15 protein-coding genes and 1 tRNA gene are annotated in these 21,570 nt (G+C 39.7%); 10 read left to right on the top strand and 6 right to left on the bottom strand.

What is annotated here, in order from left to right; all coding sequences use genetic code 11:
* Positions 1-26 precede the first annotated feature (26 nt).
* Positions 27-635 carry an alpha-ketoglutarate-dependent dioxygenase AlkB family protein gene (locus tag P2W83_RS03590; protein ID WP_276132323.1) on the bottom strand — a complete coding sequence of 203 codons (609 nt, stop codon included), beginning with the start codon at positions 633-635 and terminating at the stop codon, positions 27-29.
* 138 nt (positions 636-773) lie between these two features.
* On the opposite strand from P2W83_RS03590, the gene P2W83_RS03585 reads away from it, so the two are divergent.
* The 9 genes from P2W83_RS03585 (at position 774) to P2W83_RS03545 (ending at position 12,289) form a co-directional block, all read left to right on the top strand.
* Positions 774-1,331 carry a DUF4142 domain-containing protein gene (locus P2W83_RS03585; RefSeq protein ID WP_276132322.1) on the top strand — a complete coding sequence of 186 codons (558 nt, stop codon included), beginning with the start codon at positions 774-776 and terminating at the stop codon, positions 1,329-1,331.
* Between the two features lie 463 nt (positions 1,332-1,794).
* On the top strand, positions 1,795-2,250 hold the full coding sequence (locus tag P2W83_RS03580; RefSeq protein ID WP_276132321.1) for a DUF488 domain-containing protein: 456 nt from the start codon (positions 1,795-1,797) through the stop codon (positions 2,248-2,250).
* A 36-nt stretch (positions 2,251-2,286) separates the two neighbouring features.
* Positions 2,287-2,949 (top strand): recombinase family protein, encoded by a 663-nt coding sequence (locus P2W83_RS03575; RefSeq protein ID WP_276132320.1) that lies wholly within the window; start codon positions 2,287-2,289, stop codon positions 2,947-2,949.
* Between the two features lie 491 nt (positions 2,950-3,440).
* Positions 3,441-4,310 carry a DUF4007 family protein gene (locus P2W83_RS03570; RefSeq protein ID WP_276132319.1) on the top strand — a complete coding sequence of 290 codons (870 nt, stop codon included), beginning with the start codon at positions 3,441-3,443 and terminating at the stop codon, positions 4,308-4,310.
* Positions 4,300-7,530: a hypothetical protein gene (locus P2W83_RS03565; protein WP_276132318.1), complete on the top strand. Its 3,231-nt coding sequence runs from the start codon at positions 4,300-4,302 to the stop codon at positions 7,528-7,530. Before P2W83_RS03570 ends, P2W83_RS03565 begins: the two co-directional genes overlap by 11 nt.
* Positions 7,527-8,630, top strand: a complete 1,104-nt coding sequence (locus tag P2W83_RS03560; protein WP_276132317.1) for a phosphoadenosine phosphosulfate reductase family protein — start codon at positions 7,527-7,529, stop codon at positions 8,628-8,630. The genes P2W83_RS03565 and P2W83_RS03560 overlap by 4 nt, the downstream gene beginning before the upstream one ends.
* Before the next feature lie 4 nt (positions 8,631-8,634).
* Positions 8,635-10,323: a hypothetical protein gene (locus P2W83_RS03555; RefSeq protein ID WP_276132316.1), complete on the top strand. Its 1,689-nt coding sequence runs from the start codon at positions 8,635-8,637 to the stop codon at positions 10,321-10,323.
* Positions 10,320-11,456 (top strand): hypothetical protein, encoded by a 1,137-nt coding sequence (locus P2W83_RS03550; protein WP_276132315.1) that lies wholly within the window; start codon positions 10,320-10,322, stop codon positions 11,454-11,456. The genes P2W83_RS03555 and P2W83_RS03550 overlap by 4 nt, the downstream gene beginning before the upstream one ends.
* A 38-nt stretch (positions 11,457-11,494) precedes the next feature.
* Positions 11,495-12,289 carry a hypothetical protein gene (locus P2W83_RS03545; protein ID WP_276132314.1) on the top strand — a complete coding sequence of 265 codons (795 nt, stop codon included), beginning with the start codon at positions 11,495-11,497 and terminating at the stop codon, positions 12,287-12,289.
* Here the strand turns inward: P2W83_RS03545 and P2W83_RS03540 are convergent.
* From P2W83_RS03540 to P2W83_RS03530, 3 genes are read right to left on the bottom strand one after another with little or no spacing between them, the layout of a single operon-like run.
* Positions 12,286-13,239, bottom strand: a complete 954-nt coding sequence (locus tag P2W83_RS03540; RefSeq protein WP_276132313.1) for a phospholipase D-like domain-containing protein — start codon at positions 13,237-13,239, stop codon at positions 12,286-12,288. The two genes, P2W83_RS03545 and P2W83_RS03540, sit on opposite strands and share 4 nt — an antisense overlap.
* Positions 13,226-15,136 (bottom strand): ATP-binding protein, encoded by a 1,911-nt coding sequence (locus P2W83_RS03535; RefSeq protein ID WP_276132312.1) that lies wholly within the window; start codon positions 15,134-15,136, stop codon positions 13,226-13,228. The genes P2W83_RS03540 and P2W83_RS03535 overlap by 14 nt, the downstream gene beginning before the upstream one ends.
* 5 nt (positions 15,137-15,141) lie before the next feature.
* Positions 15,142-16,791 (bottom strand): DEAD/DEAH box helicase, encoded by a 1,650-nt coding sequence (locus tag P2W83_RS03530; protein ID WP_276132311.1) that lies wholly within the window; start codon positions 16,789-16,791, stop codon positions 15,142-15,144.
* Positions 16,792-17,902: 1,111 nt separating this feature from the next.
* On the opposite strand from P2W83_RS03530, the gene P2W83_RS03525 reads away from it, so the two are divergent.
* The gene (locus P2W83_RS03525; protein ID WP_276132310.1) at positions 17,903-19,447 is read left to right on the top strand and encodes a recombinase family protein; all 1,545 of its coding nucleotides are present in this window, start codon (positions 17,903-17,905) and stop codon (positions 19,445-19,447) included.
* Here P2W83_RS03525 and P2W83_RS03520 read toward each other — a convergent pair.
* Both P2W83_RS03520 and P2W83_RS03515 read right to left on the bottom strand, forming a co-directional pair.
* Positions 19,413-19,486 (bottom strand) — tRNA-Asn (locus tag P2W83_RS03520). The genes P2W83_RS03525 and P2W83_RS03520 overlap by 35 nt on opposite strands.
* Positions 19,487-19,540: 54 nt before the next feature.
* On the bottom strand, positions 19,541-21,490 hold the full coding sequence (locus P2W83_RS03515) for a glycosyltransferase family 2 protein (protein ID WP_276132309.1): 1,950 nt from the start codon (positions 21,488-21,490) through the stop codon (positions 19,541-19,543).
* Positions 21,491-21,570: the final 80 nt, after the last annotated feature.

The raw sequence follows: 21,570 nt of genomic DNA, 5'->3' as shown, positions 1-21,570 counted from the left end.
GTCTACCTCTTTTTTTTGTCTTTTTTTTACTGAAACTGTTCTGTTATCCTGAATGTAAGATTGATACGCGGGCCAATTCGTTTTGAGGTCTTCGGGATGTGATGCTCGTAATGTAGCTGCATCGTTTCGCCCATCAGTAATAGGCTGCCATGTGTAAGCGGTATGTCGAGCTGCTGAATATCCTTTCTTGTTTTATGTCGCACTTTAAAGATCCGGGTCTCTCCAAATGTTACCGACGCGATCGGTGTGGCCTTTCCACTTGCTGGTAGCGTATCGCTGTGCCACGATACTGAATCATTTCCATCTCGATAATAATTGAGCAGTACGCCATTAAATTGTATCCCAACCGCTGCTTCAACTTTTGCTTTTATGGCGAGTAGCTCAGGTGTCCACTCATTAGTTCCATCTTTGCCATACCATGCGGTCAATCGTGGATCGGGTACGATCTTATCATACATCTTACGCCTGTATTGTGCCCACGGAGTCTCAGTAATAAATTTCTGATAATAGCTATCAGATTCAGAGCGAGGAAAGAACTGCTCCCATAGTTTAAGTTCAGTATCTGGAAGGCTAAAGTCTATAAATCGTTTTTTACCCTCATCAAACAGCTCTACAGCATCAAAAAGTCCAGCCACACGCAAAGATACCAAACAGCTGAGCTAGTTGATTTGAGTGAGTGTAAACGCCATGCGCTGGCACTGTTTTTAAGTTTTCTTTAACGAACAACCACTATCCGCAATAATCAATCAATTACTCACTTCAATATTTAGACCATGAAACTGAAACTCAATTTATTATCGACTTTTGCCATTGCTATTTTGGCGATTCCGTGCGCCGGCCAGGATAAGATCGTCTTACCAGCTGCAAGCGGAGGTCCTGACTTTGAGGCACCATCCTCTGAAACAGAGACAGAATTTGTAAAAGATGCGCTGGAGGATAATCTTAAGGAAATGTCCTGGTTGAACGCAGGTATGGAAAAGGGCACGAGCAGCGAGTTGAAAACACAGGCTGCGCAAATGCTCGACGACCATAAGAAGATGGACAGCGACTTGCGAAATTATGCATCGAAGAAAGGGATATTGCTTACCGATATTGATGGCACTGGGAATGTGAACTTCCTGAACGTAAAGCGAAAAAAAGGTCCTTCCTGGGACAAGGAGTGGACTACTGAGATGATCAGCAAGCATCGCAAAGAAATAAAGCGTTTTGAAGACGCACAGGGATTTGTGACTGATAACGACTTGAAAAATCTTGTTGCTGACACGCTCCCTGTCCTTCGCTCGCATTTAGAAACGCTGATAAAATTGAAGGCAGCGCTAGGCGAGGGGTAAGATATTTAATGAAACAAAAAAGCCGCAGAATGTTCTGCGGCTTTTGCTCCCCCTTCTGGACTATTCTCGAACCAATTATATGAGGATTTACGCAGAATCTACGATCTACGGGCATTTGTGCCTCTAATGGATGCGCCTGGAAGCATCAAAAATAATATCCATAAAATCACTTGAGGCTATAGTTTACTTCCCAGTATAGCCTTGAACCCTATAGTATAAATGGCTTAAGTACTACAGATGTAGAAAACTGTAGTACTATTATTATGCTAACGTGCATAGTGAGTATAAACGGGATAATATGTAGGGCTGATACAGGTCTTAAAAGAATAGGCCAACGGGCGCAAGATGCTACAACAGCACATTTTGTCGTCAATACACGGTTATTGTTGCTGATTATACTATATATAGCCGGATAAGATATTGTAACTGTAGTATTAAAGTAGCTTTAATTGAAATAGAAGCTATGATATACTCAATAGGTTATGGCAATAGAAACAACGCTCATTTTCTGTCGCTACTAGAACAATTTAATATTCAAATACTTATAGACATCAGAACCAATCCGGTTTCTCGTTTTCAACCTAATTATTCAAAAAAGAGATTGGAAGACTATTTAAGCCAAAACGGCGTCAAATACGTCTTCATGGGTGCAGAATTGGGCGGTAAGCCTAAAGATCAATCATTGTATCTCAACGGGAAGCTCAGCTATGATTTGGTTGATAAAAGCCCTGATTACAAAACTGGCATTCAAAAGCTAATTCAACTCAGTGAGGATGTAAACACTTGTATTATGTGTTGCGAACTGAAGCCCAGGGAATGCCACCGGGCGAGTATGGTTGGACGAACATTGCTGCAATTGGGCACTGACGTTATCCATATTGACGAGCGAGGCGACATAATCCCTCAATCTAAATTGTAATTACATTTTACAAACACTCCTTTAAATAATGTTACTATGAAGTATATAGCCTACTATAGAGTTAGCACGAAAAAACAAGGAATCTCAGGCTTAGGACTTGAAGCCCAAAAAACGGCGGTTGCACAATTTTTAAAAGATGGTAATTGTTTAGTTACTGATGAATTTACAGATATAGAAAGCGGGAAGAACAATCAAAGGCCAGAGTTGATAAAGGCTATCAAGAAAGCCAAAGAAACTAAGGCTACATTACTTATTGCTAAGCTAGATAGGTTGAGTAGAAACGCCGCTTTTATATTTACTCTTCGGGATAGTAAAATAGATTTTGTTTGCGCAGATATGCCTAATGCAAATGCAGTTACAATAGGCATAATGGCAGTCTTGGCTCAGGACGAAAGGGAACGAATTAGCCATAGAACTAAGGCTGCATTGTCAGAACTAAAGAAGCAGGGCAAACAATTAGGCAGTCCAACCAATTTAAGCATTGATGCCATAAGAAAAGGAATGGAAATTAGGCGAGCAAATGCAATTGAAGACGATAGTAATAAAAAATCGACGGCACTGATAGTCTCCTTACGGTCGCAGGGAAAGTCATTTTATCAGATCACAAAGGAACTTAATCAAGCTGGTTTCAGAACTAGGAGAGGAAAAGAATTTACTCAAACCCAAACTCAGAGACTATTCAGTCGAAATTGCGAGTAGAAAAATCTAGACATTACATCCCTTTCAGAAAATCTGACAATGTGGTTTGAGCTAATATCATAATACAGCGTCTGGATCAACATCCTTTACGGGTTACTTTGATATGTTTTCTGATAAGTTTGATCCACGATCAAACTTATCGTTTGGTCAAGATTCTAAACAGAATTAGCAAATGGCGAGAAGCGTACGGCGCGGATGGTGATAATACCAATCACCTTTATCAAAGGAGAACTTTATCCTGTTTGCAGAGCAAATGCAGATGTTGTCGCGTGCCGGTGATCGAGGTAACCCATTTGCAGCTGATAATAAGTGGGGAAGGGTGGGCTAAATCTATACGCGGTAATTTGTTTTCAAGGAGTAGTTATTGATAAAATTTATTAAAGCAAAGGGAGTGTTTTCAATAGTCATCGGGTTGTCCTCATTTTATCCACATTTTGAAAATGCCCAATCAAAGGCACTGTAAACGAGGTAACTTTACATTATATTTAAATATGGAGAAAAAGTACACTTTTAGTGGTCACGAGTCATTCCAATGTCGGCAATTATGGCCCAAAAAAGGATATGACTTTATAAGTTCGGGTAAGTCGTTTAATGATGATGATGCGGCGATAATGCTTGGTGTAGGTAAAAATATGGTTGCATCCATTCGCTTTTGGATGAAATCTTTTGGTCTTCTTTCGCTCGATGATAAAATAACACCGTTTGCCGATAAGCTTTTAGCTAATGATGGTTGGGATCCTTACCTAGAAGATGAGGCAAGCCTTTGGCTTTTGCACTACCATTTGGTGAAAAGTGGGATTGCTTCGACATACTCTCTCGTTTTCAATGAATTTCGAAGGGAGAAGATTGAATTTACCCGCGAAAACTATATCTCCTTTGTAAAAAGAAAAGCCGAAAGCACCGGACAGTTTCAGGCGAATGAAAAAACGATTCATGACGACTTCAATGTTTTTGTGAAGTTATACTTACGGACTTCGCACCATCTGAAAGATAAAGAGGATTCGTTTTCAGGTATTCTATCCGAGTTAGACCTCATAAAGGCTTTTAGTAGAGGGAAAGATGACTACTTCGTAATTGAAAATACTGATAGAACAGAAATACCAGATGAGGTTATTCTATATTCTATCCTGGAAGCTGGCAACTTTGACCAATCTGTCAATCTCATAACACTCGAACAAGAACCTAATAGCATTGGAATAGTTTATTCTTTGAGCAAAGGCGGTTTGCTCAATAAAATAGAGAGCTTGGCGTCAAAACCAGCAAACGGTATTACGTTCAATGACCATGCTGGCATCAAGGAGCTTCAATTTAAAAAGAAACTATCACCGTTAACAGTATTAGATAAATACTATGCAAACTAAGTTCACAACATCCATAAATATAATTAGGGATTCCGACCGAGAGATCAACTACATCCCTACACCAAATGCAACAAGAGTAGTTAATCAAATCTCAAACGACTTTAAAAAAGGAATCCGGTCGTTCAATATAATTGGTTCATACGGTACAGGTAAGTCGTCCTTTTTGTGGGCATACCAACAGAGCATTACAAGGAAAAAGCGTTACTTCAATGTAAACCTCGTTTCCAATCCAAATTATGAGATAGTAAATTTTGTTGGTGAGTATAAGTCAATTACGTCAACATTTGCTGACTACTTCGATGTTAAAGCCAAGAAAACTGAAACAGCAAATGTTCTCTCTGAAATCTATAACCGATATCATGATCTTGGGACATCAAACCCATTGCTAATAATAACGATTGACGAGTTTGGAAAGTTTTTGGAATATGCGGCGCAGAATTCTCCGGAGAAAGAATTGTACTTTATTCAACAGTTGTCTGAATTTGCTAACAACCCTAAACACAATATCTTACTCTTAACTACAGTGCATCAAAATTTCGATGCATATGCTATGGGGCTATCGTCATCCCAAAAGCAAGAATGGACAAAAGTAAAAGGTCGATTCAAAGAAGTTACTTTCAACGAACCAGTAGAACAACTCCTTTATCTCGCGGGAGAGCATATCAGTCAAAATGCTGATGTTTTTAAGAACGACAAGCTTGCTAGAAAGGCACTGGACATCGCGTTAAGATCAAAAGCGTTTACGACTAACTCCGAATATCTTTCTGAGATTGCTGCAAAGCTATTTCCATTAGATATTTTGGCAGCTAGTGCAATTACACTTTCACTTCAAAAATACGGGCAAAACGAAAGGTCTCTATTTTCCTTTTTAGAAGCGACGGATTACACAGGAATAAATAACGGTGATTGGAGAAAGAACAATCCTTTCTACAATATTTCTTGTGTTTACGATTATCTCGTCTTTAATTTTTACTCATTTGTAAACTCGCGTTATAATCCGGATTATGCAGCATGGTCTGCTATCAAAAACGCTATTGAAGAAATAGAACGCTCCTTTGACGGAAACATACTTGATTATCTCAAAATTATTAAGTCAATAGGGCTACTTAATATTTTGTCCGCAAACGGTGCGGTCTTAGACAAAGCATTTCTGGTAAACTACTCCAAAGTTTGCCTGGGAATCGCGGAGGCCGAGGAGCTGATCGCTGAACTTGAGAAACGAAAGATCATTTTATATCGCAATTATAACAAGCGATACGTTCTCTTTGAAGGGACCGACCTTGATATACAGTCGGCGCTAATCGAAGCTGCAAATCGCGTTAGCGAAATTAGCGATGTGCCAACATTGTTAAATAAACACTATCAATTGCCGCTGGTTTTCGCTAAACAATATTCCTACACAAGCGGCACGCCGAGATTTTTTGAATATAAGATTTCTGATTTCCCTATTTCGATCATCCCAGAGGGGGAAATTGATGGTTTTATTAATCTCATATTCAATGAAAAGCTTTCGTTGAGTGAGGTAAAACGACATTCCTCTGAACAAAAGGAGGCAATTTTATACGGATACTATAAGGACTCAAAAACTATCCGCGATCTACTCTTTGAAATTGAAAAGACAAAACAAGTAATTGACGACCAGGAAAGGGCTAATGACAAAATAGCCGTGCGAGAACTAAACAATATTCTCCAGCATCAACAAAACCTACTAAACCATAAAATATTAAACAGCTTCTATTCTAATTCGAAAGAAATTGCGTGGGTTTATAATGGTGAATTAAGGGATATACCGACGAAGACCGACTTTAACAAGCAGCTGTCGCAAATCTGTGAACTCGTCTATACCGACGCACCAAAATTCAACAATGAGCTTGTAAACAAGCATAAGATTTCAAATTCAATTCACACAGCGAAGAAGAACTATTTGAGGGCGCTTGTCAATAATTGGAACCAACCAGATTTAGGATTCGACAGGTCAAAGTTCCCGCCCGAAAAGATGATCTATCTTTCTTTGATTAAAGAAAATGGAATTGAACTTTATTCTGATGAAATTAACTTCACGACTACCGTTTCAAGCAGATCATCGTTCAAAAAGCTATGGAAAGTTTCAGAAAAATTTCTGAACAGCGCAAAGGCAGGTAGGCGTCGTGTATCTGATTTGTCTGATATTTTGAACAGACGTCCCTTTAAACTAAAACAAGGGTTCATTGACTTTTGGCTTCCTACCTTTTTGTTTGTTAAACGAAATGATTTTGCTTTATTTGGTGAATATGGGTATATACCAAATCTGACAGATGAGGTTCTCGAACTAGTTATCAAATACCCTGAAGAGTATGAGATTAAAGCGTTCGATATTGAGGGGGTGAAACTGGATATTTTTAACAGCTACAGATTATTCCTAAGCCAAGACGTAAAGCAGGAGATAAACAATTTAACCTTCATCGAAACGATTAAGCCATTTTTGACGTTTTTTAAAGGGCTGCCTGAATATTCAAAAGCAACAAGGAGATTAAAAAAAGAGACTTTATCACTGCGTGATGCTATTTCGACCTCAAAGGATCCAGAACAGTCTTTCTTCGAAGAATTTCCTGCTGCACTCGGTTTTTCAGTGCCTAAACTACAGAGTTCCAAAACTGAGCTTCAATCGTATGTTAACAAGCTGCAGGAATCAATCAGGGAACTAAGAACCTGTTATGACGCATTAGTGAATAGGTTCGAAGATTATATTCAATCAGAGTTTATTGGAGAGAAAATAGAGTTTGAAAAATACAAAGCAAAACTCCAGGCGAGGTTTCAAAAGCTGCGAACACACCTTTTGCTGCCATATCAGAAGACATTCATACAAAGACTTAACTCATCTTTGGACGATAAAAAGGCATGGCTCAACTCAATTACTCAGGCGGTCATAGGAAAGTCGCTTGATAATTTAAAGGACGAAGACGAGGTTATTTTATATGATAAGTTTAAATCACTGATTATCGAGCTGGACTCACTAACTAACATTTCTAAAACAGATGTAGATGAAAGCAAAGAAGAGGTATTTGGGCTGGAAATCACGTCGTTTGTTGATGGTGTAAATAAGAAGATGATCCGTCTGCCGAAAAACAAAAAGGAACAAATTACTAGTGTAGAAACAGAAATAAAGAAGAGACTAACCAAGGACAAAACAACCAATATTGCAGCATTAGCGAACGTCTTAAAAGATTTATTGAGGACATGAGAAAGGTTAGACACGTTTTAGGGATTTCTGGTGGCAAGGATAGCGCTGCATTAGCTATCTATATGAAGAATAATTACCCCCACTTGGACATTGAATATTATACATGTGATACAGGTAAAGAGCTCGATGAAACCTATAAACTTATTGAGAATCTGGAGGTTTACTTGGGCAAGAAAATAATCAAATTGAAAGCCACTGGAGATAGTCCGGAACTTCCATTTGACCATTTTTTAAAAATGTATGGGGGTTTCCTTCCTTCGTCCAATTCTCGTTGGTGTACGAAAAAGCTGAAACTTGAACCCTTTGAACGGTACGTTGGAAATGATCTTGTGATTTCATACGTAGGCATTCGTGGAGATGAAGAAAGAGAGGGGTACATTTCAACGAAGACTAACATCCAATCAATTTTTCCATTTAGAAAAAATATCTGGAGCGAGGATGTTGTTCGTAGCGCCTTAGCAAATGAGAATATCACACAAATTCTCCAATTCCATGCTGGCCTTGAACAGAATGCAAAGTCGGAACGATTTGCCGAAATTCTAAGGACTACCTTAACTCCAAGCTTTATACTGGAACGAAAACTTAATTTGTTACTAGACCTCGACACGAAGCAGCTTAACGCTGTAGTGCATGAGTTTTTAAAAAAGACTTCCTATCCGTTGGCGACGGAACCGCATTTCCCGCTAATAGACAATGAAGATATTCTAGTAAGAGACGACATTTTTAAGATACTCGAAGAAAGCGGTGTAGGCGTACCAGAGTATTATAAAAAAGTTTCTTTCGAGATAAATGGGAAAACAGGAGCGTATTCACGTAGTCGCTCGGGTTGCTTTTTCTGTTTCTTCCAACAGAAAATTGAATGGATATGGTTATATGAACAACATCCGGAGTTGTTTAAAAAAGCAATGGAGTATGAAGGTGATGGTTATACTTGGATGCAAGATGAAAAGTTGGAAGAACTGCTAGTGCCTGAGAGAATGGCAAAAATTAAAGAAGATTTTATTAAGAGGGCATCAAAAAACCAAAACCAACAAAGTTCGTATCTATTAGATATTTTAGATGAACAAGAAGGTGTAGGTTGCGCTGCTTGCTTTATTTAGAAAGATGACGTCTGAACAAATAGACTATTTACGCGCACTTGAAAATGACGACCTATACTGGGATTCGTTTGAACAGACCTTGTCCATAAGCAGAGATCATTGGGGTATCAATTTAGTTATAAGGTTAAATATTCCAAACGAAGCCGATCTTGAGGAAATAGAATTGGACGAAATACAAGATTTGGTACAAAGCGATCAAATCAAGGCGGCAACAATAAAGGAAATTCTTATTACTGACTCAGCGACCTCGTTTGGGTCGGAAGATTTAGCCTTTATTCAGGAGATATTTGTCACAGCAACAAGCTTTACTATAACAGAAACCTGTGCAGCAGGTAAATTGTATGCGCTGCTTCGCGATTATTTTCAAGAAAATCGGAAAGTCCCATACTTTATTCTTACTGATCCTGTCGATTCTGGGTTTTGTCCAACAGCCCATATAAAGTTATATGAAGTTCATTTCGATCCGAGCCAACTTGAGCACGCATCTCAATTTTATAATAAAGTTGCAACGAACACGCCAACAAGTATTTTGCGCGGAGCCTATTTACCATTGACTCAGGATAAATATTTCTATGATAGGTATTTCGCGAGATTTAATGATGTTCCAATACTGCAAACAAACGCAAAAACAAGGAGGCTTGGGTATCTAAGATTACTCGTTAAGGAGTTTGAGATATCGAACTATTTCCCAACCGACTATTTTGCAAAAAGGATAGAAAAGGATATTGAAAAGACAAACGCCGATTTAGTCAGTTACAAGGCATTAGGCGGGGACGACAAAGGTATAATCAAGAATACCTCTAGAGGGACTTCAGCAAAACCATATTTGGAACTTCTCCAACACTTGAATATTGTTACTGTATTAAATAGATCCTATGTATTAACGAAGCAATCAAAAGTTTATAGTACTCTTCTGAAAGCGCGAACTGACGACTTTACTAACCAATTCAAGCTAGAGCTTGTCGACAAGCTCTGTCTTTTTAAATTTCTCTATAGCTCTGATTCGATGTACATCAATGCGTTGTTATCAGTTGTTGCGATTTGCGGTCAGGGAGTAACAGTACAAACGATAAAACAGCATTTCAAGGAATACCTCTTGCAAGAACTCCAACGGTTATTAGGTGGTCACTTGGCGAACAACACAATTAAAAGAAAAGTACTGGAGCTTCGAAAACGCATCGACTCCTGGGAAAAGCCTGAGGTGTATTTGGGCCACATTATAGAACCCCGTTTGAATTGGCTGCTGGATTTGGGGCTTGTTTCCACTAACACAAGAGGTAGATATAACGACTACAGTCTAACGGATTCTGGAAAAAAGCTGCTGGAAGTTAGTCAGGGTATTTACGAAATTACTGGAGCTAATTTGATAAATGTGGATTATACGTTCGAACATCAATACATATCTATGTTTTGCTACATTTATAGTGTTTCGGCTACGGTAAAAGAGGATGTCGACGATTTATTAGAGAGCTATATTGACAAGGCCTTCGTACTTTTTAAAACAGAAGCGCCCAATAGAGTTACGGCTTCTCAAGCGTTTGAGTATGCGTCATTTAGTTTGCTTCTAAACGACAATCTTATAGTCGAACAGATTTCAATTAAAGATAAAATAGCAAAAAATGTAATAAATAAGTATGCGTTGGATTGGTTTAGTTCCGAAAATGACGGTTCTTTGTCAAAAAAAGTCAGATGACGCTTGCCAATTACGAGTTAAAGGAGAACCCGTTTCGAATAGGTCCCCCATTAAACGCAAAGCAAATCCTTTGGGCGGGATTCCCAGAATTAAAGTCAAAGATTGAGCAGCGGATTGTCTTTGGAATCAAAACAAGTCCGTCTCGGATTGTATTAAATTGGGGTCGATATGGTAGTGGAAAGACCCACGCTGCCAACTTTTTCACTAGGACCGATGCTGTATTGCAATTAGCAAACGAAGCAAATGCTAGTCCAGTTAAGTCGATAAAAGTTAATTTGCCGAGGACTTCCAAAGACCCAGTTCAAGCGTTCTTGAGGTCATTTCTTGGTCAAGTAAGCTTACTTGAGATAAAAAAGGACTTTGACGCATTGACTCAACGCCTAACGGGACCAGTGGTGTCAGATTTATTAGCAGGAGTAAGTTCGGATAGCGTCATCATGGAACTATTTAAGATCATCATCAACGATGAAGACGGTGATAAGTATTCTAAAATTGAGGCCTATCTCTTTGGCGATTCTACAAAAGGAACCCTAACAAATCTTGGCTTACCGGCCGGATTAAAAGATGACGAGCAAATCGTGAATTTGCTCAGCACATATTTCAACTGCATTACCCATGAAAAGGTATTATATTCTTCTATAAACCTCTGGATTGATGAGTTTGAGGACATAGATACCCTTTCCAAAGTTAGCCAAGATCGATTTACAACCTTTCTTCGTCAGCTTTTCGACAAAACACCCAACAATCTGACGTTATTCTTGAATTTTACGCCAAAGACTTTTTTCAATGTAGAGGATCTCTCTATAACTTTAGGGGAAGCGCTTGCTACAAGGGCCAAATTGCAGATCGTATTTGAAGAGCCATCCATTGCACAGGCAAAAACGTACATCGCTGAACTTTTAAATGCGACGCAGTACCGTGCTGAACCCAAAGCAGATAACCCCTATTTCCCATTCGACGATGGTGCTTTGACATTTGTCTTGAAGAATATTGGACGCTTGTCAATTCGAAAAATCAATGAAGTGCTTTCACTCATTCTCGAGTTAGCAATGGCTAACGATGCAGAGTTGATAACAGAGGATTTTGTTAACTCGATCAAATCGGAAATAGTTAGCTGGGAGCAGGTGTCATGATTGGAATTTTAGATGCATGTACTATAATAAATCTTGTAATGTCGAATGGCGATGACCGCTATCTTCGATATGCAGAACAGTGCTTCTCTGAAGTAAAGATATGCCCAAAAGTGTTCGAAGAGGTAGGAGCAAACTGGAGAAAAAATACTTATCACGAGCAACTGGAAGAAACGTTTTTATCAATTATAAATGGCCGACTTAGGTCCTATATTGAACATTCCTCGTTTGATAAAGAATGTGACTTTGTTGAGAAGGAGCTAGCTTATCAAAAAAAGAATGGCGAGTTTTTCTCGATTTCTTTAGCTCTATTTTATAGTAGATTAGGTCATGAGGTTTTACGTGAGAATCTTTTGAAGGTACATTTTACGACAGACGACGCTCCAGTAAAAGCAGAGTTTGGGGATTTCTACGCTCGCAACCTGATTGGTTCTATTATCGATTCAATTGACCTACTGACAATGTTTTGTTTGAAAGGGTATATTGGAAAAGGCGAGCTGCATAGCTTTTGTACGACTTTAAAATTATTATACTCAAACGTAGGTTCGAAGGTGCTACAAGAAGTTAAGGCAATTAAAGATAGTGGCCAATTAAATTCAAAAAAGCTAGAATCACAATTGACCAAAATTGTCGAGCTTATTAGCGATATAGATGAACATACAAGACAACGAATACAAGACCTAGCTAGCAGCCAAGAGTTAAAGGCTTATTTGAAAGATAATATTAAATTATCCCGCCTCTTAAGCACATTCTTAGAATCTGAATCCAGAGAGAAAATTCCCATGATTAATGAACGCATTAATAAGCTTAGTAGAGTGTGGGAGCTTGAATACTAAGTTTTGAAATACAGCCGTTCCGAATGGCTTGGGCGGTCAATTGCAAAAGTATCATTAGCCAATTCGACAAGCCACTTATATAGTATCTGGATGTTTTCTGTTAATTCCCATTTTCTTGGAGTTGGCACATCAGCACAATTGTCATGAATCCACTTTTTTGCTTCGCCGAAATATATCTCGCCGCCTTTAAGCTGAACGTATTGCACGAATGCATTAATAAATGGATGTGAAAAGAATGCTGCTTGTAATCGCGTAATGAATTCACCTTCACTCAAGCCTAATGGCATCTTATAGAGTGCGACATCATGCAATGCACAATTGATTTCCTCATCATTAATGCCCTCTTTTTCAGAATAGACGCGCCAAAGTGTCTTTACGGTGTTGCTCATCGGTAACGAGGAAATAAGGAAATTCTTTTCATCGGCAACATGCTCAATCTTAAAATCTTCTATTTCCTCGATTGGTTCTATCCGCTGAGAAATCTGATTTTTAATTTGACTGTAAATATCATCTGTTATCAAGGTTGATTCGTTGAGTATAGTTTTAAAATACAATCGATCCTCAAAGCCCAAGCTTTCACATATCCCACATATCTCATAATTGTAGTTGCCAATAGGAGGGCTATTAAGCGCTCTTCTGGAGATATTTGCGCTTCCGAAAAGGCACCGCTTATAGTCGTCCACAAATGCTTTCAGATGTAAACGAGGATTTCTAAATAGCTTTATTCCTTTGCTCTTACAATAGTCATAGACTTCAACATCAGACGAGTTAAAGATGAAGTCTGATACGTCCCACCGGACTACAATTGCCTGGCAATGGATTGCCTTGTTTAGCAACAATTTTAGTGCAGGTAATTTGATATAAGGTACATAAATGAATAGATTTTGCGAGGCATTGACAAATGCTTCGATTTCATCAAAGAGGTTTATTCCATTTTTAAGCAACTTCATCGCTCATGTAGTTTTCAAGCTCTTTGATTGCGATCTTTATATCGTTTTCCTGGAGGTAGTTCTTTAGGTGAATACCAACATAAGTTCTAAAGTTGTCGAGATACCTTTTCTTGTCGGCATCGGTATCGAAATGTTCATTTTGTTCCCACGCAAGGCTGCTTATAAATAGCTCGATAGCTGTGAGAGCAGACTCAAACTTCATTGTTCGGAAGTGGGCAATTATGTTGTTGTAAAAGTCGTGGTGGGTATTAATAAAGATAACCAGGAACCCTCGAACTTCACTATATGACCATAACTGGTCACTCCCGTCAATCGGACAATAGATGACGCACCCACGAACAAGGGATTTATCGAACTTATCAACTGCATAGATAACTTCTTCTTCAGTCAGCGTTTTGAACTTGTCTTTCAAAGTATCTATAAGATCACGTTTTTGTTCGTCATCAAATCGCCCCTTTCGTTGTTTGTCAGTGTTCTTTATAGCTTGTGTTGTTTGATTGGTGCCGGTAGGTACTGAAGTGTCGTCATCATCTTCGTCCTGATTAAGCAAGTGTTCAAATTGTTTTGCTTGCTCTCCAAGAATTTTTGACACAGCCTGTATAGCCTTAGTAATCTTTGTTGAAAGTTCAAACCATAGCTTTTCTCGAGCTTGTTGAAGTGACGCCGTATGCTTGTCAAATCCAAGAGAAGACTCGTCGTCAATAGTTTTTGTGAACTTAATGCCCTGCTTGGTGTTTGATACGCCTAGCAAATCATCAGCAGTGGCGTCAAAGTCCAACTCTATTGTCCACCATCGATTGTTTTCTGCTGATAAATTATAAAATCCATAGTGGCCACAAGAAATCTCACGTTGATGTCTAGTGAAATAAATGTTGCCATTCTTCATTTTTTCACCATAGATAGTTCCAATTTTGGTCTTTCCACCTTCTCGAATACCAGGTTTCTGAATGTCGAGCTTTGCAAAAGATGTCTTTATCCTGATATGATATTCATTGCCGTCCCATTCAAATTTGTGAACATAGGAATGATCCTCAAGCCTTTCACTTGTCGGTAAGCTTTCATTCTCGGGTAAACCAGCAATGAACTTTCGATAGTACATGGCAGGGTCAAATCTTTCCTCAATGGACTCGTCACGTACGGACGCTTCACGCAACGGCTTGGTCATATATCCATTTGGAGTGAGAAACATCGGGTCGAACAAGAGTACTCGCTTGTCGATATTTTTTATGAAGCTATTTTCTTCTGCATTATGTAGATAAACGATCAAATTGACAGTACAACCAGCTGCGAGATGGTGTCGAAAGAGGCGGCCTAAGATACTTTCCGATCTTTTATAGAGAGTATCTGCAAACTGGCGGTCAAGCCTATCGCAATCGCGCCAGCTAACAATAGTTCCGTGTGATGGATTGATGACAACTTCTATATTATTGTAATAATCTGGAAGAGTCGTTACGGCCATGTCAGGCAATTCCGTAGAATCGTTAGTAACTAACTCTTTAATATTAAGATGTTTACTTCGCCATTCGCCGCCCTCAATTTTGGAATAAACACTAACTGTTTTACATTGACTAATCGAAGAGTTAGGCAACCCCATCCCAAACTTTCCGATCTTCTTCTTTCTTACTACTTCGGTCAAATCTTCATTTGTGCCATAGGCGAATGTTAAACAGTTATTCAGCACGTGGTCTGTCATCCCCGTTCCGTCATCTGAAAATATTATTTCATCGATATAACGCTTATTGTGTCGATCACGTTTCTCAATGCAAATTATCTTCACACTCTTAGCATCTGCGTCAAAAGAGTTGTCAATTATCTCTGCGAACGCGTAACTCGTACTTTGATAATCCGAAGAACGCATCTTTTCCAAGAACTTGGGAGTAATAATATTAGTTGCCATAAAAATTATATTTTTTGCCAGTCACCCTCATAGTAATGATACAGGAACGACGCTCCTGGGAAATTGACAAGATTATCTTTAATATTAATTATTGTGTTAGTTTCATTTCCGCCATTTCGAGGCCCACGTAATGCGCGGCCCAATATTTGACTGATAAGATTTGGTGAACTAATTGGCTTCGCAATGATCACTTTATTGACATTTGGTAGATCAATTCCCGTTGAAAGAATGTCTAGGTTTATTAGTATTCTGAATTTTCCCTCACGAAACTCCCGTAAAATATCGACGCGGTCAGCTTGGTCGACCTCACCAATAATAAATTTTGCATTGATATTGCGTGACCTGCAGAGAATCAAAAGAGCATAAACGTGATCGATAGTGCAAGCAAAAACAATTGTTGATTCTTCATTGTCGTGGGCAATTTGTATTTGCTCCATGACTTTTTCGTTTCGATCGCTGTTCGATGCTAAATCGTCTAATACTCGTTCAGTATCATCATCTTTAGAGTTTATTCCTGTTTCCAAAAGCTTTGTATCGAGTTTTGCCAAATAGCCTAAGTCTTGGAGGTATTTTATTGCACTTGGTACTTCCTTCCAGTCGGGATCTCTTATTGAAATTTTGTCGCTTGAATATAACTCAACTATTTTCTTCGTCGTTTCGTAATCATTCGTGCCAGGAGTAGCGGACAAACCAAGCAATTTGATCAACGGGGTCTCCCGAAACTTGCTAATACACTGATAGTATGTCTCGGCAAGAGAGTGATGGGCCTCGTCAATTGTCAGCAATTCTGTATTTGCAATTAAATTGAGGACTGATTTGTAAGCTGCGTGTTTTTGGTTTTTTAAAATAGCATAAAGCTTGTCAAATCCAGCAAAAACCACACCGCCTTCCGTTGATGAGAAATCTGGCTCAAAGTCTTTAAATAACCGGTATGCCTTAACCGTTCTATCGCCGCGCAGCTTCCAAAGTTTTACAAAGGATTGGAAGGCTTGCTCAGCGAGTTCATTTCTATCCACGAGCCACACAAGAAATTTATTGTTAGTTATATTCTTTCCGTCGTATAGCTGAGGCCTTCTCAGTAAATCAACAAAGCACTCTAGTGCCATAAATGTCTTTCCCGAACCAGTTGGCATTTGTATGAAGAAAGATTTCTCTGTACGCTGAATCAGGCGGGTCATAGCTTCGTCCTTTACCTTTTTCTGGTACGGGTGTAAGTACGGAACAATCTTCATAGATTCGCCGTATCGTACACTAATTTCTTCAACTGCTGTGCGGCTATCGGTAGTGTGCTTAAGGATAAATTGATCGTCAAGTCCAAGAAAGTTAACAAGTAGGCGACTTTTATCAGTATTGTAAGCTTTTTCAAAAAAGGCAATGAGCTTGTTGTAAGCCTCTCTCGACGAAGTGCTGTCCAAAGAACACGCTTTGGACAAAGAAAGAGCATCACTCGGAGACAAAGAGTTAATCAATGCTTTGCGCGTGTCAGGGTAGTTCAAAATAAGATACCCGTACTTTAATGAGAGTATCTCGGCAATTGTCGTTTCGTTACCTTCCTGATGAATTGATTTTATGGCCTTTAATATTACTGGGCCAACTAATGAGTGTAAAGTTGGGAGGTCAATGCGCTTAATTACTTCAATTATTCGTTGGCTCATTTCTCAGAGATATAGTGTAGTAACATTGATTTTCAAGCAGGCAACAAAATCTCATTTTTATATATGTAAGACTAAGGTAATAAATTTAAGGCTTATCACTTCCTAATTTAGACAACATTGGATTACTTAGGTTGATGTGCGTTTTTTAGCTTACCTCGGTTTCGGGTGTGTCAATCTGTTATTGCACAAATCATTCGTTTCCGAGGATGTGAATACTGCGTTTATTTCACACGTTGGCTCGATTTCGCGCTTGTTGAAGTCTTTGGACAGATTATCCTTTGTCTCGTCCGTCTCAGTTAGCCAAGTTGGATAAAAACACTTTAAGAATTCGCCTTTTTTGCTTGCGCTTTTTACTTGCCTATCTTTTTCAAAATGCTGTAGATAGTCTATAGCTCCCATTCTAAGGTTTTCATGTGTCTACCAATTTTAGATAATCTGAGTTCGGGATGGCAGCTATGCACTCATGAACATGCGTTAAGAAGAACCCGTTGATCAATTGGTGTGATGGTTTAAAGTGACTTTAATTAGTTACTTTTCATTTTGCTATCTTTGTTGTCGTTTTTCTTTTTTTGAGAAAAGAACAGACAGAAATTACTCGCAAGCTACAGTCATATCCACAAGCTAACAAAAGCTACTTCACGTCTACTCAATCTAACGCAAGCACTCGTGCAAAATTTACAGCACTATTAGCAAGCATAATACTGTTATAAGTTACATCAAGATTATTCGTAAGCTAACAAAAGCTCCTACAAGCTAACAAAAGTTACTACAAGCTATACTCCAAATGGAGAAGTGCATATGTCTATGGTCATGGACATATAGGTAGCAGCATTTTCCGAACTGTAAAACTGAATGCTTTCATTGCTTTTATAGTGCTTTAAGGTAACTTCAATTAGCTTAGTTTCCCTTCAATGACTATTTATTAATAGTAAGATTACTCTTTCTGCTACCTAGGAGTATGGATGATTTGAAACAATGCTAAGTGTTGAGCAATGCCGTGAAATATTGAATAACCAAGGAGCAAAATATTCTACAGAGGAGATAGTTACGATCAGAGAATTACTTTATCAACTCGCAACTATCGAATATCAAAATTATCAAAGAAATCGTGATGAAGAAAGCAGTATTATACACAAGGGTATCAACCGATGAGCAGAAACGAACAGGTTTTAGTTTGCAGGAACAATATAACCGCTTAAAAGATTATTGCACAAGGAAGGGTTATCAAATTGTCGGTCACTATCAAGATGACCATTCTGCGAAAAACTTCAAACGGCCAGAATATCAGCGTTTCTTAGAGGATGTCCGTCTGAAAAGAGTTCGTCCGGATTTACTTTTGGTTACTAAAGCTGATAGATTCACGAGAGATGCATTTGAGGGGTATACTCAAATTACAAACCTTCGGAAAAATAATATCGAGGTTGAGTCACTTAGTGACGGTTCGTATGACTTCACCAATCCGAACAAGTTTTTTCAAAACCTTCTGCAGTTTGGAGCTGCTCAGCATGAGAATATTCTAAAGGCCGATAATACTAAAAGGGGCATGCGTGAAGCGCTAAGGCAAGGCCGTTGGGTCTGGCCTGCCCCGGTTGGTTATGATAATGATACCAATACAAAATTGGTAGTAATAGACAGCGCAAATGCGCCTTATGTCAAAAAGGCTTTTGATCTAGTTGCATCCGGGCTTTATAGCTGTGAAGAGGTCAGGAGAATGCTGAATAACGAGGGTTTTAAGCGAACAAAGCAAGCGTTCATGAACATGCTTAGAAATCCATTCTATTATGGCTATATTCTTGTTAAGGAGTGGCAAAATGAGCCTGAAGAATTGGTAAAAGGTATACATGAGCCTATAATTTCTGAAACCGTTTTTAGCAAAGTTCAGCTTGTGTTGAAAAGACGGAAAAGAAACTGGCCGAAAACTCAGGCGCTAAATGAGCAACTGCCACTGAGGGGGCATCTCATTTGCCAAGATTGTGGTAAGAGTTTAACTGGAAGCGGCTCGGTGAGCAGAAATAAGTCAATTCACCACTATTATCATTGCCAAAATGGTTGCAAAGAGCGCTTTAGGGCTGATAATGCCAATGTATGTTTTGCTGAATACCTCAAAACCTTTGAGGTTCCAACCGATGTAGTGCAATTATACAAAGAGGTTTTAAAGGACATGTTTCAGCAAGACGATAGTGAAAGGAAAAAGAAGCTCGCGGATATAGATAAACAAATGCGTTTAGTAAATGGGCGTTTAGCTTCGCTTGCGGACAAACTAGCTGATGACAAGATTAGCTATGAAGACTTCAATGAAGCCAAGCTACGCTATAAAGAAGAACTTAATAAAATGGATATTGAATACCAGGAGCTAAATGGCATAAAATCATCTTTTGACAGGTATCTCACTTACGGATTGATGATCCTGCCAGACATATCGAAATACTATACACAAGCTGATCTCACTGCAAAGCGGGAGATTGTTGGTTCGATATTTCCCGAAAAAGTGATTTTTGACGGTAAAAGTTATCGAACCAGTCGTGTTAATGGATTATTCAGTCTCTTTTCCAATACTGGCAAGGGTTTGGGAGGTCAGAAAAATAAAAAGGCCGGAAAAAATTCCGACCTTTTTGATCTTGCTCCCCCTTCTGGACTTGAACCAGAGACCCCATGATTAACAGTCATGTGCTCTAACCAACTGAGCTAAGGAGGAGTGCGAATTGGGATTGCAAAAATAATCAACTTCTTAGTTTTGCAAAATCTTTTTTTAAAAACTTCCCAGATATTTATAATTCTTAAGCATTAGGTTGATGTCTGCAGTAGGCGTATACTTCTGTGCATACACTGTATTTAGCTGTTGTTTAACCTCGTACGGCGGCTCAAAAGCTGGTAAAATGTTGTATGGTGGAATGATCCCGTCTTTTATTTGTGGCAGTCCTTTTGTGCTTACTCCGGCTGCATAGCCTACCCAGGTCTTCCTGCCTGTCAATACCGTGAAGATATTGCCGAAGAAAGCTCCCGGCTTTTTAACAAACCAGCCTATGAAAACAAACAGCAGTAAAAAGCCTGCAGAAGCGAAGATGTCCACCATCCGCTTGTTGCGCTGGTGCGAGAAAGCCGACAAATGATAACGCTTGTCTATGGTATACAGGTCGCCGGCTGTATGGCTTGAGTTGCTGCCTACAAAGCTCTGGCTGCCCGGCAGGTGTATCTTGTAGTCATAATCGGGTCCGCACTGCTCCATTTGCGTGAAGATCTCAGTATAGGTCAGCCCGTTCACACAAAATATCACTTCGTTGATGCTGGCTGTATACATCAGTTGCTTCATTTCGTTCAGGCTTGTTAGCGCACCTTCATGGTATTCGTGTGTGCTGATACGTCCGGCCAGGTCGGGGGCATAGTGCACTCGCTGCAGGATGGCGGCTGTTTCACGATACGGCTCCGGCGAGGCGACGATGATAGCCTTACGTGGTAGCTTGTCGTAGGGTATGAACTTAAAGATGCCCAGGCGGTATAACAGTTCATGCAGGGCCAACATCATCACCGTTCCGCTGAAAGCCGTAAAGATGATGATAGCGCGCGAATATCTGAGTTCGGCGGGCAGCAAGCCAAAGAAGGCCAGGATCACTACTGTGCCGGTGACCATACCTCTTATCACGCGCAGTGCCTTGTATGGCTGATCGTATGCGCCGTTGATATATAGGCTGAGTACCCAGATCAAAATATAAGCTGGAAAGGTTGCCAGTATCGACCCCAGTGGAATGGGCCGGATCTCCTTTACCTGCTCTACCCAGAAGTCTTCTATCACCCAGAGAGTGCCCAGTAATATGAGGGCGTCAAACAGCGGCATGCGGAGCACTTTCAATACTTGTCTCACCCCACCAAGTATGGCCCTAAGTACAATGCCGATATTGATCAGCAAAATGAACAACGCAGCGTTTTGCTTGCTGTAGTGCTTCTTCACGAAGGTTGACAGCGCTTCGTTAAATATCCTTACATAAGATAGGGTAGCCTTGCGTGTACTTTCGCCTTTGTAGTGTATCAGGTCAACTTCAGGGTAGTATATATTCTTGTAACCTGCCTTTTTTATTCGGTACGACAGGTCTACGTCCTCGCAGTACATGAAATAGTCTTCGTCAAAAGCTCCTCCTGCCTTTTGCATCGCGCTGTTCCGTACCATCATACAGCAGCCCGAAAGCACGTCTACTTCAGCAGTTTCGCGTTCACCTATGTGTACTGCATAATACTTGTTGAAATAAGGCGATTTCGGGAAGAGTTTATTAATGCCAAGTGTTTTGAAAATAGCCACCGAGAGTGATGGAAAAGATTTCTTGCCATCCGGCGCAAACTGCCCTTTTCCATCTATTAGCCGAGGACCTATAGAACCGGCCTCAGGATGCGCGTCCATGTACGCCACCATTTTGTTGGCGAAATCTTCAGGCATCACCGTGTCAGGGTTCAGGAACAGTACATATTCTCCTTTGGCTATGGTCACACCCTGGTTGTTGGCTTTTGAAAAGCCGGTATTCTCATTATTTGCTATCAGGATGATCGCCGGAAACTTGTCTCTTACCATTTCCACACTGCCGTCTTTCGAGTTATTATCTACTACAATGATCTCCGAAGGCATGCCTTGTATCGCTCTTTGTACAGAGTGAAGGCATACTTCAAGGAAGTATTTTACATTGTAGTTAACGATAATTACCGAAAGCTTCATTGGCGGTCTGGCACTTGCGTTGCGAATATAGCAAGCTACTGGCTTAATAACGAAAAAGCTGCGCTCACATTGTAAGCGCA

This window comes from Polluticoccus soli, assembly GCF_029269745.1.
Taxonomy (GTDB): Bacteria; Bacteroidota; Bacteroidia; order Chitinophagales; family Chitinophagaceae; genus Polluticoccus; species Polluticoccus soli.
The sequence above is the reverse complement of the archived record's forward strand: the minus strand, read 5'-3'. Positions and strand labels throughout refer to the sequence as shown.